This window comes from Janibacter sp. RAF52, from assembly GCF_052114035.1.
GTDB lineage: Bacteria > Actinomycetota > Actinomycetes > Actinomycetales > Dermatophilaceae > Janibacter > Janibacter hoylei.
The window spans coordinates 52859-67850 of the sequence record NZ_JBFRDY010000006.1 but is presented as its reverse complement, the minus strand read 5'-3'; the positions used below and the strand labels follow the sequence as shown (position 1 = coordinate 67850).

15 protein-coding genes are annotated in these 14992 nt (G+C 71.1%); 12 read left to right on the top strand and 3 right to left on the bottom strand.

The window, feature by feature from the left end:
- Nucleotides 1-11: 11 nt before the first annotated feature.
- The 8 genes from AB4Y78_RS09550 to AB4Y78_RS09515 are packed head-to-tail and all read left to right on the top strand — an operon-like array spanning nt 12 to nt 7414.
- The gene (locus tag AB4Y78_RS09550; RefSeq protein ID WP_441713528.1) at nt 12-1454 is read left to right on the top strand and encodes a bifunctional folylpolyglutamate synthase/dihydrofolate synthase; all 1443 of its coding nucleotides are present in this window, start codon (nt 12-14) and stop codon (nt 1452-1454) included.
- Nucleotides 1455-1470: 16 nt separating this feature from the next.
- A complete protein-coding gene (locus AB4Y78_RS09545) occupies nt 1471-1866 on the top strand; it encodes a DUF4233 domain-containing protein (protein WP_265229718.1) in 396 nt (131 codons plus the stop codon).
- Nucleotides 1867-1870: 4 nt separating this feature from the next.
- On the top strand, nt 1871-2698 hold the full coding sequence (locus AB4Y78_RS09540; RefSeq protein ID WP_441713529.1) for an undecaprenyl-diphosphate phosphatase: 828 nt from the start codon (nt 1871-1873) through the stop codon (nt 2696-2698).
- 14 nt (nt 2699-2712) lie between these two features.
- Nucleotides 2713-3147, top strand: coding sequence for a nucleoside-diphosphate kinase (gene ndk / locus AB4Y78_RS09535; protein ID WP_007926078.1), 435 nt, complete (start codon nt 2713-2715; stop codon nt 3145-3147).
- Nucleotide 3148: 1 nt separating this feature from the next.
- Nucleotides 3149-4195 carry a rod shape-determining protein gene (locus AB4Y78_RS09530; protein WP_441713530.1) on the top strand — a complete coding sequence of 349 codons (1047 nt, stop codon included), beginning with the start codon at nt 3149-3151 and terminating at the stop codon, nt 4193-4195.
- Complete coding sequence (gene mreC, locus AB4Y78_RS09525) at nt 4195-4965, top strand: rod shape-determining protein MreC (protein WP_441713531.1); 771 nt, start codon at nt 4195-4197, stop codon at nt 4963-4965. The genes AB4Y78_RS09530 and mreC overlap by 1 nt, the downstream gene beginning before the upstream one ends.
- Complete coding sequence (locus AB4Y78_RS09520; RefSeq protein ID WP_441713532.1) at nt 4962-5450, top strand: hypothetical protein; 489 nt, start codon at nt 4962-4964, stop codon at nt 5448-5450. The genes mreC and AB4Y78_RS09520 overlap by 4 nt, the downstream gene beginning before the upstream one ends.
- Nucleotides 5447-7414: a peptidoglycan D,D-transpeptidase FtsI family protein gene (locus tag AB4Y78_RS09515; RefSeq protein WP_441713533.1), complete on the top strand. Its 1968-nt coding sequence runs from the start codon at nt 5447-5449 to the stop codon at nt 7412-7414. The genes AB4Y78_RS09520 and AB4Y78_RS09515 overlap by 4 nt, the downstream gene beginning before the upstream one ends.
- Nucleotide 7415: 1 nt before the next feature.
- On the opposite strand, the gene AB4Y78_RS09510 is transcribed toward AB4Y78_RS09515, so the two are convergent.
- Nucleotides 7416-7619 carry a YbdD/YjiX family protein gene (locus tag AB4Y78_RS09510; RefSeq protein WP_265229714.1) on the bottom strand — a complete coding sequence of 68 codons (204 nt, stop codon included), beginning with the start codon at nt 7617-7619 and terminating at the stop codon, nt 7416-7418.
- Entirely contained in the window at nt 7616-9913 is a 2298-nt protein-coding gene (locus tag AB4Y78_RS09505; RefSeq protein WP_441713534.1) for a carbon starvation CstA family protein, read from the bottom strand. The genes AB4Y78_RS09510 and AB4Y78_RS09505 overlap by 4 nt, the downstream gene beginning before the upstream one ends.
- A 76-nt stretch (nt 9914-9989) precedes the next feature.
- On the opposite strand from AB4Y78_RS09505, the gene lpdA reads away from it, so the two are divergent.
- The 4 genes from lpdA (at nt 9990) to AB4Y78_RS09485 (ending at nt 14657) form a co-directional block, all read left to right on the top strand.
- Entirely contained in the window at nt 9990-11387 is a 1398-nt protein-coding gene (lpdA, locus tag AB4Y78_RS09500) for a dihydrolipoyl dehydrogenase (RefSeq protein ID WP_282070748.1), read from the top strand.
- A 130-nt stretch (nt 11388-11517) separates the two neighbouring features.
- On the top strand, nt 11518-11787 hold the full coding sequence (gene rpsO / locus AB4Y78_RS09495) for a 30S ribosomal protein S15 (RefSeq protein ID WP_007926089.1): 270 nt from the start codon (nt 11518-11520) through the stop codon (nt 11785-11787).
- A 168-nt stretch (nt 11788-11955) separates the two neighbouring features.
- Nucleotides 11956-14376, top strand: coding sequence for a polyribonucleotide nucleotidyltransferase (locus AB4Y78_RS09490; protein WP_441713536.1), 2421 nt, complete (start codon nt 11956-11958; stop codon nt 14374-14376).
- 140 nt (nt 14377-14516) lie between these two features.
- Nucleotides 14517-14657 carry a hypothetical protein gene (locus AB4Y78_RS09485; RefSeq protein WP_441713537.1) on the top strand — a complete coding sequence of 47 codons (141 nt, stop codon included), beginning with the start codon at nt 14517-14519 and terminating at the stop codon, nt 14655-14657.
- A 78-nt stretch (nt 14658-14735) separates the two neighbouring features.
- On the opposite strand, the gene AB4Y78_RS09480 is transcribed toward AB4Y78_RS09485, so the two are convergent.
- The gene (locus tag AB4Y78_RS09480) at nt 14736-14888 is read right to left on the bottom strand and encodes a hypothetical protein (protein WP_156811740.1); all 153 of its coding nucleotides are present in this window, start codon (nt 14886-14888) and stop codon (nt 14736-14738) included.
- Nucleotides 14889-14992 lie beyond the last annotated feature (104 nt).

Below are 14992 nucleotides of genomic sequence, written 5' to 3'. Positions count from 1 at the left end.
CAATCGGGGCCATGAGCCCCGCCTCCGATGCCGCCCAGCGGCAGGCCATCGCCGACCTCGAGCTGCGTGAGCGCATGCGCCGCGTCGAGGAGGGCATCCTCGAGCGCGCTCCCGAGCACGACCTCGAGCCGAGCCTGGACCGCATCCGCGCCGTGCTCGACCTGCTCGGCGAGCCGCAGCGCACCTTCCCCGTCATCCACGTCACCGGCACCAACGGCAAGACCTCGACCGCCCGGATCGTCGAGTCGGTGCTGCGAGAGTCGGGCCTGAAGACCGGGCGCTTCACCTCGCCGCACCTGCAGGACATCCGCGAGCGGATCACCATCGGCGGCGAGCTCATCACCCGCCGGGCCTTCCTCGACGCGTGGGCCGACATCGCCCCCTTCGTCGACGCGGTGGACACCCGCTCGGTCTCCGAGGGCGGACCGCGGATGACCTACTTCGAGGTGCTCGTCGCGCTGGCCTACACGGCCTTCGCCGACGCGCCGGTCGACGTCGCGATCGTCGAGGTCGGCATGGGCGGGTCCTGGGACGCGACCAACGTCGTCGAGGCCGACGTCGCCGTCATCACGCCCGTCGGCATCGACCACCAGCACTTCCTCGGCGACACCATCGAGGAGATCGCGACCGAGAAGTCCGGGATCATCCACCCCGACGCCATCGCCGTCAGCGCGCCGCAGGTGCCCGAGGTCCTCGAGATCCTGCGTGCCCGCGCCGACAAGGTCGGCGCCCGTCTCGTCGTCGAGGGCGAGGACTTCGGTGTCCTCGAGCGCGACGTCGCCGTCGGCGGCCAGATGATCTCGCTGCGCGGGCTGGCCGGCGACCACCCCGACCTGCTGCTCAACCTCCACGGAGCCCACCAGGCGAGCAATGCCGCGCTCGCGGTCGCGGCCGTCGAGGCCTTCCTCGGGGGAGGGGAGCAGCCCCTCGGCGAGGAGGTCCTCGCCGCGGGCCTCGCCGCCGCCACCTCGCCGGGGCGGCTCGAGATCGTGCGTCGCAGCCCGACCGTCGTCGTCGACGCCGCGCACAACCCGCACGGGGCCGCGGTCCTCGCCGAGACGCTCAAGGACTCCTTCACCTTCACCCACCTCGTCGGTGTCGTCTCGATCTTCAAGGACAAGGACGTCGTCGGGATCCTCGAGGCGCTCGAGCCGGCCCTCGACGAGATCGTCGTCACCCGCTCGACCTCCCCGCGGGCCATGCGGCCGGAGCGGCTCGGCGAGATCGCCGCGGAGGTCTTCGGCGACCACCGCGTCACCGTCGTCGACGCCCTGCCCGATGCCCTCGACCACGCGGCCCAGCTGGCGGACGAAGGGGGAGTCGCCGGCGGTGTGGTCGCCACCGGATCCATCGTCACCGTGGGCGAGGTGCGTCTGCTCCTCGGCGTCACCGACGTCGAGCGGCCCGTCGCGCCGCCGGTCGAGGTGCCCGTCGAGGTCGAGGACGAGGACTGACCTACCCTTGTCGACCGTGACGTCAGACCAGCAGCCGCGCCCGCAGGGCAAGTTCATGTGGCGGATGCTCGCCACCGTCGTCGGCGGTCAGGCGCTCGTCATCTTCTTCGGTGCCCTGACCAGCCGCGGCCTCGACCAGGAGCAGGCGCCCGTCGTGGCCGGCCTGACCCCCTTCGCCCTGCTGTGCGGCCTGGCCGTCCTCGCGCTCGTCTCCGCGGCACTCATGCGGCGGCCCTTCGGGCCGGCGCTCGGATGGATCGTCCAGCTGCTGTCCATCCTCTCCGGAGTCTTCGTGACGATGATGTTCGCCGTCGGGGTGATCTTTGCGCTGCTGTACTTCTCCTGCGTCCGCATCGGCCGCCGCGTCGACCACGAGCAGGCCGAGCGGGCCGTGACCGAGCAGGAGAGCTGACCACGTGGACTACTTCACCGCGATCGTCCTGGGCCTCGTCCAGGGCCTGACCGAGTTCCTCCCCGTGAGCTCGAGCGCGCACGTCTCGATCGTCGGCCAGCTGATGGGTCAGGAGGACCCGGGCGCGGCCTTCACCGCGATCACCCAGCTCGGCACCGAGGCGGCCGTCGTCATCTACTTCTGGCGCGACATCACGACGATCATCCGCAAGTGGTGCCTCTCGCTCGCGGGCAAGGTCGCCACGGACGACCCCGACGCGCGCATGGGGTGGCTGGTCATCATCGGCACGATCCCCATCGGCCTGCTCGGCGTGCTCTTCCAGGACCAGATCGAGACGACCCTGCGCAGCCTGTGGATCACGGCGACGATGCTCCTCGTCTTCGCGCTCGTCATCATGGCCGCCGAGCGGGTCGGCACCCAGCGACGCGAGCTGACCGACCTGACGTGGCGGCACGGCATCGGCTACGGGCTCTTCCAGGCGCTCGCGCTCATCCCCGGCGTCTCCCGCAGCGGTGGCACCATCGCCGGTGGTCTCTTCATGGGGTACACCCGCAAGGCGGCTGCCCGCTACAGCTTCCTCCTCGCCATCCCGGCGGTCATCGCCTCCGGCGGCCTGCAGGTCGTCAAGATCGCCGGCGGCGAGGGCACCGGCGAGACCGGCTGGGGGCCGATCATCATCGCCACGGTCATCGCCTTCGCGGTCGGCTACGCCGTCATCGCGTGGTTCATGAAGTTCATCGAGACGCACACCTTCACGCCCTTCATGATCTACCGGATCCTCTTGGCGCTCGGCCTCTTCGCCCTGCTGGGTACGGGCACGATCTCGGCGTGACTACGCTGGGCCCCGTGACCGAGACTGCGCAGACCGAACGTTCCCTGATCCTCGTCAAGCCCGACGGCTTCCGCCGTGGCCTCACCGGTGAGGTGATCCGCCGCATCGAGGCGAAGGGGTACACCCTCGCCGCCCTCGCCGTGGTCACCCCGACCCGCGAGCAGCTGGCCGCGCACTACGCCGAGCACGAGGGCAAGCCGTTCTACGAGCCGCTGCTCGACTTCATGTCCTCCGGCCCGGTCGCCGCGGTCGTCATCGAGGGCCAGGAGTGCATCAAGGGCTTCCGCTCCCTCGCCGGCGCGACGAAGCCGACCGAGGCCGCCCCCGGCACGATCCGCGGCGACCTCGGCCGCAAGTGGGCGGGCACGGTGGACGAAAACATCGTCCACGGCTCCGACTCCCCGGAGTCCGCCGACCGCGAGATCGGCATCTGGTTCCCGAGCCTCTGACGTGACGGGAGCCCGACGAGGACGCCGAGCTCTCCCGACGCTGGCCCGCGACCTGGCGATCGACCTCGGGACGGCCAACACCCTCATCCACCAGCAGGGTCGCGGCGTCGTGCTCGACGAGCCGAGCGTCGTGGCGCTGAGCGTCGAGACCGGCGGTCTCGCCGCAGCCGGTGGCCGGGCCAAGGAGATGCTCGGGCGCACCCCGGGCGCCCTGCGTGCCGTGCGACCGCTGCGGGCCGGCGTCATCAGCGAGCCGGACGCCGCGGAGGCGATGCTGCGCTGGTTCACCGACCGCGTCGGGGTCTCCAGCGTCTTCCGACCCCGCATGGTCGTGTGCATCCCGAGCGATGTCACCGGGGTGGAGCGGCGCGCGGTCGAGGAGGCCGCGCTGCGGGTCGGCGCCCGACGCGTCTACCTCGTCGAGGAGCCGATGGTCGCCGCCATCGGCGCCGGCCTGCCGGTGACCGACACCGAGGCCTCGATGGTCGTCGACATCGGCGGTGGCTCGACCGACGTCGCGGTCATCGCCCTCGGCGGCATCGTCGCCTCGCGCAGCACCCGCGTCGCCGGTGACGCCCTCGACGACGCGATCGTCGACCACGTCCGCCGTCACCTCTCGCTGCTCCTCGGGGAGCGCAGCGCCGAACTCATCAAGGTCGAGGTCGGCTCCGCCTTCCCCCTCGCCCGCGAGGTGACCACCCGGGTGCGTGGTCGCGACCTCGTGACGGGTCTGCCCAAGACCGTCGACGTCGGCTCCGCGGAGATCCGCCGGGCCATCGCCGCACCGGTCGGGCAGATCGTCGCCCTCGTGCGTGACGTGCTCGACCGCTGCCCGCCGGAGCTGGCCGGTGACGTCCTCCAGCGCGGCATCACCCTCACCGGGGGCGGCGCCCTGCTGCGCGGCATCGACGCCCGCCTGCGCCACGAGCTCGGTGTGCCGGTGACCGTGGCCGAGACACCTCTGCGGGCCGTCGTGCGCGGCGCGGGCCGGTGCGTCGACGACTTCGCCGCCCTGCAGCCCGTGCTCGTCGACGGTCATCGCTTCTGATGCGTCGCCGAGTCCTGCCGGTGCTGCTGGTGCTCACGGCCCTGGTGCTCCTCGCCGACCTCGCGGGGGCGCCCCTCGGGCCGCTGCGCGGCGTCGGAGACCAGGTGCTCGGGCCGGTCGAGCGCCTCGTCGCGCCGGGGCCGGACGAGACCGACCGGCTCGAGCAGGACAACCTGCGCCTCGACGAGCAGGTGCGCCGCCTTGAGGACCGCGAGGGCGTGGGCGACGAGCTCGAGCGCCTCGACCCCGACCTCGAGTCCGTCACGGCCCGAGTCGTCGCCCTCGACCGCGCGGGCGCCTCCGGCCCCGAGCGGGTCACCGTCGACGTCGGCCGGCGCGACGGTGTGCGCGCCGACAGCGCGGTCATCGCCCCGGATGGTCTCGTCGGTCGCGTCGTGTCCGTGGGGGAGTGGACGAGCGACGTCGAGGTCATCGGTGCCGACTCCTCCGTCGGCGTCCGTACGGGCGCGAAGGGGGTCATCGGCACACTGTCGGGGTCGCACCCCACGACGACCCATGCCGCGGACGAGCTCGTCATCACCCAGCTGACCCGGGACCGGGCCCGCGAGGGCGACGAGGTCGTCACCCTCGGCAGCCCCGGCCAGCGGCCCTACCCGCCGGGTGTCCCGGTCGGCACGGTGACCCGGGTGGAGCGGGCCCCCGGCCAGCTGACCGATACGGCCGTCGTCGAGCCCGCCGCTGACCTGGCGACCGTCGACGTCGTCGCCGTCGTCACCGGACCCGGGCGAGCCGCAGGCGGCTCGTCGTGACCGGTCTGCGGTGGCCGGTGCGTCTGGTCCTGCTGGCCCTGGCGCTCGTCGCCGTGCTCACCCTGGGCGCGCGCGGCGTCGTCGCCCCACCCGACCTCGTCGTCCTCGTCGTCGTCGGCGTCGCCCTCGCCGCGGGCTCGGGAGCCGGTGCGCTCACCGGCCTCGTCGGCGGGTGGCTCGTGGACCTCGCGCCACCCGTCGGGGTCCCCCTCGGTCTGTCCGCCCTCGGGTACGCGGCGGCCGGGTGGCTCGCCGGCTCGGCGCACCGTCGTGCCGGGCACCCCTGGTGGTGGTCCCTGCCGGTCGTCGTCGGCGCCTGCCTCGTCACCCGTGCCGCGCCGGTGCTCGTCGACCTCGGCAGCGCGCGCCCGGTCGCCTGGGGCGCCCTCGCCTGGCAGGTCATCGCCACCGCGACGATCGGCCTGGTCCTCGTGACCCTCGTCGAGCGCGTCGAGGCCACCCTCGTGCAGCGGCGGTGGGCATGAAGCCTCGCGCCCCGCGGATGCAGGCGCGGATGCTCGCCTCCCTCGCCGTGCTCACCCTGCTCGCCGGTGTCCTCATCGGTCGCCTCGGTCAGCTGCAGCTGACCGACCACCCGGCAGGCGCCGACGGCGCGAGCGGTCCCGGCACCTCCCGCGTCACCCTGCCGGCCCTGCGCGGCCGCATCCTCGACCGCGAGGGTCGGCCGCTCGTCGACAATGCGGTGCGCACCGACGTGACGATCGACCGACGCGCTCTGGCCGACGCCGACGACGGTGGCCGAGCCACGGTGCGCCGCCTCGCGCAGGCGCTGGACCTCCCCTTCGACCGCATGTGGGGCCGCACGGCCCTGTGCGGTGCGCCCGGAGCCGCCGACCCGCCGGACTGCTGGGCCGGCTCCGCCCTCGTGCCCGTGCCGCTCGCCGTCGACGTCGACCCGCAGGCCGCGGCGACGCTCACCGAGCGACCAGAGCTCTACCCGGGCGTCACCGTGACCAACCAGCCGGTGCGGGCCTACCCCCGCGCGGCCGGCGGTGGCGCTCCGCAGACGACCGGCTACCTCACCCGGTCGGAGGGGGACGACGGTGGTCTCGTCGGCGCCGCCGGCCTGGAGCTGCAGTACGACGAGATGCTCCGAGGCACCCCGGGCCACAGCGACGTGCGCGTCGACGCCCGTGGCGTGCCGGTCGAGGAGACCGACCGGGAGGAGCCGGTCGCGGGCTCCGACCTCGTGACGACCCTCGACCTCGACGTGCAGCGCACGACCGAGCGGGCCCTCGCCGACGGGGTGGCCGATGCCCGCGACCGGGGCCACCGCGCCGACACCGCGGCCGCGGTCGTCCTCGACCTACGTGACGGCGGGGTCGTCGCCTCGGCGAGCGTGCCCACCTACGACCCCTCGGTCTGGTCCCAGGGGGTGACCCAGACCCAGTACGACCGGCTGACGTCGGGGGAGGGCAGCCCGCTCATCGACCGGGTCACCGGGGTGGCGCAGCCGCCGGCCTCGACCTTCAAGGCGGTGACGCTGCCCGGCGCGGTCGCCGCCGGCACCGACCTCGACGACGAGGTCAACTGCTCGTCGTCGTACCGCACCGGGGGGCGGACCTTCAACAACTTCGAGTCACGGGCCTACGGCATGATCAGCTGGCGCGAGGCGATCAAGGTCTCGTGCGACACGGTCTTCTACCGGGTCGCCGACCGGGTCTGGCGCGACCAGGGCGGTCTCTCGGGCGACGACGCCGGCGACCCCCTGATCAGCACCGCCCGCGACCTCGGGCTCGGCGCCCCGACGGGCATCGACCTGCCGGCGGAGTCCAGCGGCCGCATCCCCGACCGGAAGTGGAAGCGCGAGTGGTGGCGCACGACGAAGGACTCCTCCTGCCGCGCTGCGAAGCGCGGCCACCCCGAGGTCGAGGACCGCACCCAGCGGGCCTACCTGACCGCCCTCGAGCGGGACAACTGCCGCAGCGGCTACCAGTTCCGCCCCGGCGACGAGGTCAACCTGTCGATCGGGCAGGGCGACGTCACCGCCACGCTCCTGCAGATGGCCCAGGTCTACGGCACGATCGCCACCGGTGGCACCGAGCCGAGCCCCCACCTCGGTCGGTCGACCATCGCCCCCGACGGCCGGCGCACCCGGCTCGACGCGCCGGCGACGCGTGAGGTCGACCTGCCCGGGGAGTCCGGCAGCCTGCTGCGCTCGGCGCTCGGCGACGTCGTGGACCGGCCCGGCGGCACCGCCCGGTCGGCCTTCGCCGGCTTCCCGCTGCGGCAGTGGCCGGTCGCCGGCAAGACCGGGACGGCCGAGGTCTACGGCAAGGAGGACACGGCGTGGTTCGTCTCGTACGCCCCGACGACCCGGCCGCGCTACGTCGTCGCGGTCGTCGTCTCCCAGGGCGGCACGGGCGGCGGCACGGCCGCGCCGATCGCCCGCGCGATCCACGAGGACCTCGCGGGCGTCGACGACTGACTCAGCAGCAGCGCGTGCCCGGGTTGCGCTCCTGCCGGGCGTAGTGCTCCCGCCAGAAGTCCGCGCGCGACGGCACCGGCCGGTCAGGGTGGACCCGCCCGAGGTGCTCGACGTACCGCTCGTAGCGGTCGGCCCCGGTCACCCCGGACACGAAGCGGCCCATCCGCCGCACGACGTCGAAGGGAGAGCCCGTCGCCGCGGTCACCCGTGACCACCTCGTGCGGCGGGTGACGGGTCGAGGCCCGCCTCGCGCCACTCCTGCAGCACCGCCTTCTCGTGCTCGGTGGCCATCGGTCCCGACGGGGCGAAGATCCTGGAGGGGACCCCCTTCGTCTCGCTCGTCGGCAGGCCGCCCGCCCGCGCGGCCCGGACCATGACGGCCACCGCGGCAGCGACGACGATGATGACGAGCACCGCGAAGATGATCGACAGGGTGCCCTGGACGCCGGAGTTGAAGATGATCTTGTCCATGTCGGCCGCCGACTTCGCGCCGGTGAGCAGCTCGCCGCGGTCGCGCGCCTCGACGAAGGCGTCACGCTGGGCGAAGTAGCCGATCTTGGGGTTGCTGCTGAAGATCTTCAGCGCCGAGGCCCACAGGGTGATGAGCAGGTCCCAGACGAGGGCGACGCCGGGGATCCACGCCCACCGCAGGTTGCCCTGCTTGACGATGACCGTCGTGACCACCGCCAGCGCGATCGCCGCCAGCAGCTGGTTGGCGATGCCGAAGAGCGGGAAGAGGGTGTAGATGCCCCCGAGCGGGTCGAGGATGCCCATGACGAGGATCGACCCCCAGCCGGCGACGACGATGAGGCTGCACAGCCACGCGCCGGGTCGCCACGACGGGTCCTTGAAGCGGCCCAGGCCGGGGACGTTGCCCAGGGCGTCGGAGAACATGAAGCGGGCGACGCGGGTGCCGGCGTCGACCGTCGTCAGGATGAAGAGGGCCTCGAACATGACGGCGAAGTGGTACCAGAAGGACTTGAGGGACTCGCCGCCGAAGACGCTCATCACCTCGCTCATGCCGAAGGCGAGCGTCGGTGCGCCTCCGGTGCGGGAGATGATCGTCTCCTCGCCCACGCTGTCCGCGGCCTGCTGGAGCGTGGCCGCGTCGACCGGCGGGACAGGGGTGCCCGAGGGCGTGAGCAGCGGCAGGCCGTTGACGTAGTCCGCCGCGCTGCCCGGCTCGCCGCCGGTGAGGGCGACCGGGGCGTTCATCGCGAAGTAGATGTGCTGGTCGATGCTCACCGCGGCGACCATCGCCATGACCGCGACGAAGGACTCGGTGAGCATCGAGCCGTAGCCGATGAAGCGGGCCTGGCTCTCCTTCTCGATGAGCTTCGGGGTCGTGCCCGAGGAGATCAGCGCGTGGAAGCCGGAGAGGGCACCGCACGCGATGGTGATGAAGAGGAAGGGGAAGAGCGACCCGGCGAAGGCGGGACCGGTGCCCGTCGAGGCGAACTCGGTGACGGCCGGCATCTTCACCTCCGGGCGGGCCACGAGGATGCCGACCGCGAGGAGGGCGATCGTGCCGACCTTCATGTAGGTCGACAGGTAGTCGCGGGGAGCGAGGAGCAGCCACACGGGCAGGACCGAGGCGGCGAAGCCGTACCCGATGAGCGCCCAGGCCAGGGTGATCGGCTCGAGGGTGAAGGTCTCCGACAGCGTGGGGTGGTCGGCGACCCAGCCGCCCGCGACGATCGCGACGACGAGCAGCCCGACACCGATGAGCGAGACCTCGCCGACGGCGCCGGGCCGCAGGTAGCGCAGGTAGAGGCCCATGAAGAGGGCGATCGGGATCGTCATCGCGATGGAGAAGACACCCCAGGGGGAGTGGGCCAGGGCGCCGATGACGACGATGCCGAGGACCGCGATGAGGATGAGCATGATCGTCAGGACGCCGAGGATGGCGGCGATGCCACCGACCCGGCCGAGCTCGTCACGGGCCATCTGGCCCAGGCTGCGCCCGCCGCGACGGATCGACAGGTGCAGGACCATGTAGTCCTGGACCGCGCCGGCGAAGACGACGCCGATGACGATCCACAGCGTGCCCGGCAGGTAGCCCATCTGGGCGGCGAGCACGGGCCCGACGAGCGGTCCGGCGCCGGCGATGGCCGCGAAGTGGTGGCCGAAGAGCACCCGCCGGTCGGTCGGCATGAAGTCCGTGCCGTTTTCGAACTCCTCTGCGGGAGTGGCGCGCTCGTCACGCGGCTTGAGCACCTTGTACTCGATGAGCCGGGCGTAGAAGCGGAAGCCGATGATGTAGGTGCACACTGCCGCGAAGACGAACCACACGGCGTTGACGTGCTCGCCGCGCACGACGGCGATCATCGACCAGCCGACCGCCCCGAGCAGGGCGATGAGGGCGAAGACGAGCTTCTCCCTTCCCGTCACCAGGTGCGGTGCCCGCACGGCGACCGGAGGGCGGTCGGGGTCGGTGCGGACCCGCTCGACGCCGTCGCGCTCCTCGACGAGGGGTTCCGTCTCGACGTGCTTGCTCATGTGACTCCTCGGCTCACCACGGTGTGATCTGGACTACGTGTCAGAACCTAACCGACCAGTGGCTAGGCTGTCGGACATGGCTGATTTCGACGTCGTTGTGCTCGGTGCTGGACCCGGTGGCTATGTGGCGGCGATCCGCGCCGCGCAGCTCGGCCAGAAGGTCGCGGTGATCGAGAAGAAGTACTGGGGCGGTGTCTGCCTCAACGTGGGCTGCATCCCGAGCAAGGCGCTCATCAAGAACGCCGAGCTGGCGCACACCCTGACCCATGACAAGAAGAAGTTCGGCATCGAGGGCGACGCCACGATGTCCTTCGGCCCGACGCACGCCCGCTCCCGTCAGGTGAGCGCTGGCATCGTCAAGGGCGTCCACTTCCTCATGAAGAAGAACAAGATCACCGAGATCGACGGCTGGGGCACGATCACCTCCGCCAACACCGTCGACGTGGCGCTCAACGACGGCGAGACCAGGACGGTCTCCTTCGACAAGCTGATCATCGCCGCCGGCGCGACCACCCGCATGCTCCCGGGCGTCGAGGTGAGCAAGAACGTCGTCACCTACGAGGAGCAGATCCTCGACGACAACCTGCCCGGCTCGATCATCATCGCCGGCTCCGGCGCCATCGGCGTCGAGTTCGCCTACGTGCTCAAGAACTTCGGCGTCGACGTCACCATCGTCGAGTTCCTCGACCGGATGGTCCCGACCGAGGACGCCGACGTGTCCAAGGAGCTGGCCAAGCACTACAAGAAGCTCGGCGTCAAGGTCATGACGAGCACCAAGGTCGAGTCCGTCGAGGACACCGGCTCCGGCGTCAAGGTCACCGTCACCCCGGCGAAGGGGGGCGACGCCCAGGTCCTCGAGGCCGACCGCCTCCTGTCCGCCATCGGCTTCGCCCCGCGCACCCAGGGCTACGGCCTGGAGTCGATCGGGGTCGAGCTCACCGAGCGCGGCGCCATCGCGATCGACGAGTACTGCCGCACCAACGTCGACAACGTCTACGCCATCGGTGACTGCACCGCGAAGATGATGCTCGCCCACGTCGCCGAGGCCCAGGGTGTCGTCGCCGCCGAGCACATGAGCGGTGCCGAGACCATGCCGGTCGACTACGACTTCATCCCGCGCGCGACCTACTGCCACCCGCAGATCGGCTCCTTCGGCTACTCCGAGGAGCAGGCGAAGGACAAGGGCTTCGACGTCAAGACCGCGACCTTCCCCTTCACCGCCAACGGCAAGGCCATGGGCCTGGGCGACGCGGTGGGCTTCGTCAAGGTCGTCGCCGACGCGGAGCACAACGAGATCATCGGCGCCCACATGATCGGCCCCGACGTCACCGAGCTGCTCCCGGTCCTCACCCTCGCGCAGAAGTGGGACCTCACCGCCGACGAGGTCGCCCGCAACGTCTTCGCGCACCCGACGCTGTCCGAGGCGGTCAAGGAGGCCGTCGAGGGCATCGCCGGCCACATGATCAACTTCTGATTAGGGACGAAGGGGAGGCCGCTGCTAACCTTCAACGGTTGCCGTGAGAATCGGCCGCGGATCCACAGAGCCCCGGTGAACCAGCCCGGGCGCGCCGCGCAACGAACCAAGAATGGAGCAGTGTCGCAGCATGCCGCTGACCGCTGAAGTCAAGAAGCAGATCATGGCCGAGTACGGCACCGTCGAGGGCGACACCGGCTCCCCGGAGGTCCAGGTCGCGCTCCTCACCCAGCGCATCAAGGACCTCACCGAGCACGCTCGTGAGCACAAGCACGACCACCACAGCCGTCGTGGTCTGCTGCTCCTCGTCGGCAAGCGCCGTCGGCTCCTCCGCTACCTGGAGAGCACCGACATCGAGCGCTACCGTGCGCTGATCAAGCGCCTCGGCCTTCGCCGATAACAGCTTCGTGAAGAGCGGTTCCCGTCCCTGGGGGCCGCTTCTTCGCGTATCCGGGGGGATCCTCCCTCCGGCACAACTGAAGAGTGACAACCGAAGATCGTCCAGACCGAAGACCTGACCGGGGCACAACGACGATGCTCCCGGTAGTAGAGAGAAAAGGAGGACCCGATGGAGGGTCCTGAGATCCAGTTCGCCGAGGCCACGATCGACAACGGCCAGTTCGGCACCCGCACCATCCGGTTCGAGACCGGCCGCCTCGCCAAGCAGGCCGGCGGCGCCGTCGCCGCCTACCTCGACGGCGAGACCATGCTCTTGTCGACCACGACGGCCGGCAAGACCCCCAAGGACCACTTCGACTTCTTCCCGCTGACGGTGGACGTCGAGGAGCGCATGTACGCCGCGGGTCGCATCCCCGGCAGCTTCTTCCGCCGTGAGGGCCGTCCCAGCACGGACGCCATCCTCACCTGCCGGCTCATCGACCGCCCGCTGCGCCCGACCTTCCGCAAGGGTCTGCGCAACGAGGTCCAGGTCGTCATCTCGGTGCTGTCGGTCCACCCCGACCACCAGTACGACGTGCTCGCGATCAACGCCGCGTCGGCGTCGACCCAGATCTCCGGTCTGCCCTTCTCGGGCCCGATCGGTGCCGTCCGCGTCTCGCTCATCGACGGCCAGTGGGTCGCCTTCCCGAATTTCAGCGACATCGAGCGCTCGACCTTCGACATGGTCGTCGCCGGCCGCGTTGTCGACGGCGGTGACGTCGCGATCATGATGGTCGAGGCCGAGTCCACCGAGTCGACCTGGGACCTCGTGAAGACCCAGGGCAAGACCGCCCCGACCGAAGAGGTCGTCGCCGAGGGCCTCGAGGCCTCCAAGCAGTTCATCAAGACGCTCTGCGACGCGCAGGCCGACCTGGCTGCCAAGGCCGCCAAGCCGGTCCAGGAGTTCCCGATCTTCCTCGACTACGAGGACGACGCCTACGCCGCCGTCGAGGCCGCCACCTCCGGTGACCTCGCCACCGCGCTGACCATCGCCGGCAAGCAGGAGCGCGAGTCGCGCCTCGACGAGATCAAGGACGCCATGAAGGCCTCCCTCGCCGGGACCGAGGAGGCTCCCGGTGAGTTCTTCGGCCGTGACAAGGAGCTGTCCGCGGCCTTCCGCTCCGTGCAGAAGGCGCAGGTCCGCCAGCGCATCCTGCGCGACAAGGTCCGCATCGACGGCCGTGGCCTCGCCGACATCCGCGCCCTGGGCGCCGAGGTCGAGGTCCTGCCGCGCGTGCACGGCTCGGCGCTCTTCGAGCGCGGCGAGACCCAGATCATGGGTGTCACCACGCTCAACATGCTCAAGATGGAGCAGCAGATCGACTCGCTGAGCCCGGTCACGCGCAAGCGCTACATGCACAACTACAACTTCCCGCCCTACTCGACCGGTGAGACCGGCCGCGTGGGCAGCCCGAAGCGCCGCGAGATCGGCCACGGTGCGCTCGCCGAGCGTGCGCTCCTGCCGGTGCTGCCCTCCCGCGAGGAGTTCCCGTACGCGATCCGTCAGGTCTCCGAGGCCCTCGGGTCCAACGGCTCGACCTCGATGGGCTCCGTGTGCGCCTCGACGATGTCGCTGCTCAACGCCGGTGTGCCGCTGCGCGCCGCCGTCGCCGGCATCGCGATGGGTCTGGTCTCCGACGAGGTCGACGGTGAGACCCGCTACGCGGCGATGACCGACATCCTCGGCGCCGAGGACGCCTTCGGCGACATGGACTTCAAGGTCGCCGGTACCCGCGAGTTCGTCACCGCGATCCAGCTCGACACCAAGCTCGACGGCATCCCCGCCTCGGTCCTGGCCGGCGCGCTGACCCAGGCTCGTGACGCGCGGATGCACATCCTCGACGTCATGAACGAGGCCATCGACGCCCCGGACGAGATGGCTCCGACCGCTCCGCGGATCATCACGGTCAACGTGCCCGTCGACAAGATCGGCGAGGTCATCGGCCCGAAGGGCAAGATGATCAAGCAGATCCAGGAGGACACCGGCGCCGACATCAGCATCGAGGACGACGGCACCGTCTTCATCGGTGCGGTCGACGGCCCGTCCGCCGACGCCGCGCGCAACGCGATCAACGCGATCGCCAACCCGCAGATGCCCGAGGTCGGCGAGCGCTTCCTCGGCACCGTCGTCAAGACCACGACCTTCGGCGCCTTCATCTCGCTGACGCCGGGCAAGGACGGCCTGCTGCACATCTCCGAGGTGCGCAAGCTCGTCGGTGGCAAGCGGATCGACGCCGTCGAGGACGTCGTCGCCATCGGCCAGAAGGTCCAGGTCGAGCTCAAGGAGATCGACCCCCGCGGCAAGCTGAGCCTCGCCGCCGTCCTCACCCCCGAGCAGGAGGCCGCCCTGGCCGCCGACTCGAAGGGCGATGACGAGGGTGGTCGTGGCGGTCGCCGTGAGGGCGGTCGTGAGGGTGGCCGCGAGGGCGGTCGCGACGGTGGTCGTGAGGGTGGCCGCGAGGGCGGTCGCCGTCGTCGCCGCCGCGGCGACAACGACTCCGCGGCCTCCGGCGAGGGCTCCGACGAGTCGCGCGACGCGCAGGACGACTGACCCACTCGGGTCTCCGCAAGGGGGCCGGCTCTCCTCCGGGAGGGTCGGCCCCCTTCGTCGTGCCTGTGGACGGTCGACGGGCGAGCCGCGCGACCCTCTCCTACGGTGATCCGGACACACGCCACACACCAGGGGGAACCATGAAGGCCGTGCGCCTGCTCATCGGGGTCATCGCACTCGTGCTCGTCGTCGTGGGGGCGATCCTCGTCCCGCACTCGGGCGCCCCGAGCGTCATCGGCAGCGAGGTCGAGCGCGTCCTCGATTTCCCGCCGTCCGGGTGATGGACGCAGGCATCATGAGGAAGCCCCCGGCACCGTGCGGTGTCGGGGGCTTCCTGGTGCGGGGGAGCGTTGGCTCGGTCAGGCAGCGTGACGCGCGGTGCGACGGGTCTCGTCGATCCAGCGCATCTCCATGCGGGTCCGGCCGTCCTCTCCACGCACGGCGACCCAGGTGCAGGTCAGCTTCGGGGCGGGTCGAGTCGTCTCGGTCTTCTTGAGGGTGGTAACGGTCATTGCGGACACCTCCTGTTCACTTTCTGTTCATGTATGACCGTAGCACCAAAGTGAACGGAAGGTGAACACGCTGCCCGGTCGAGCGCGTGTCGCCCGGCTTCGTA

Coding starts and splice junctions, on each gene's coding strand:
- AB4Y78_RS09550 (WP_441713528.1), top strand. CDS start 12: ATGAGCCCCGCCTCCGATGCCGCCCAGCGGCAGGCCATCGCCGACCTC.
- mreC (WP_441713531.1), top strand. CDS start 4,195: ATGCGTCGCCGAGTCCTGCCGGTGCTGCTGGTGCTCACGGCCCTGGTG.
- AB4Y78_RS09515 (WP_441713533.1), top strand. CDS start 5,447: ATGAAGCCTCGCGCCCCGCGGATGCAGGCGCGGATGCTCGCCTCCCTC.
- AB4Y78_RS09505 (WP_441713534.1), bottom strand. CDS start 9,913: ATGAGCAAGCACGTCGAGACGGAACCCCTCGTCGAGGAGCGCGACGGC.
- lpdA (WP_282070748.1), top strand. CDS start 9,990: ATGGCTGATTTCGACGTCGTTGTGCTCGGTGCTGGACCCGGTGGCTAT.
- rpsO (WP_007926089.1), top strand. CDS start 11,518: ATGCCGCTGACCGCTGAAGTCAAGAAGCAGATCATGGCCGAGTACGGC.
- AB4Y78_RS09490 (WP_441713536.1), top strand. CDS start 11,956: ATGGAGGGTCCTGAGATCCAGTTCGCCGAGGCCACGATCGACAACGGC.
- AB4Y78_RS09485 (WP_441713537.1), top strand. CDS start 14,517: ATGAAGGCCGTGCGCCTGCTCATCGGGGTCATCGCACTCGTGCTCGTC.
- AB4Y78_RS09480 (WP_156811740.1), bottom strand. CDS start 14,888: ATGACCGTTACCACCCTCAAGAAGACCGAGACGACTCGACCCGCCCCG.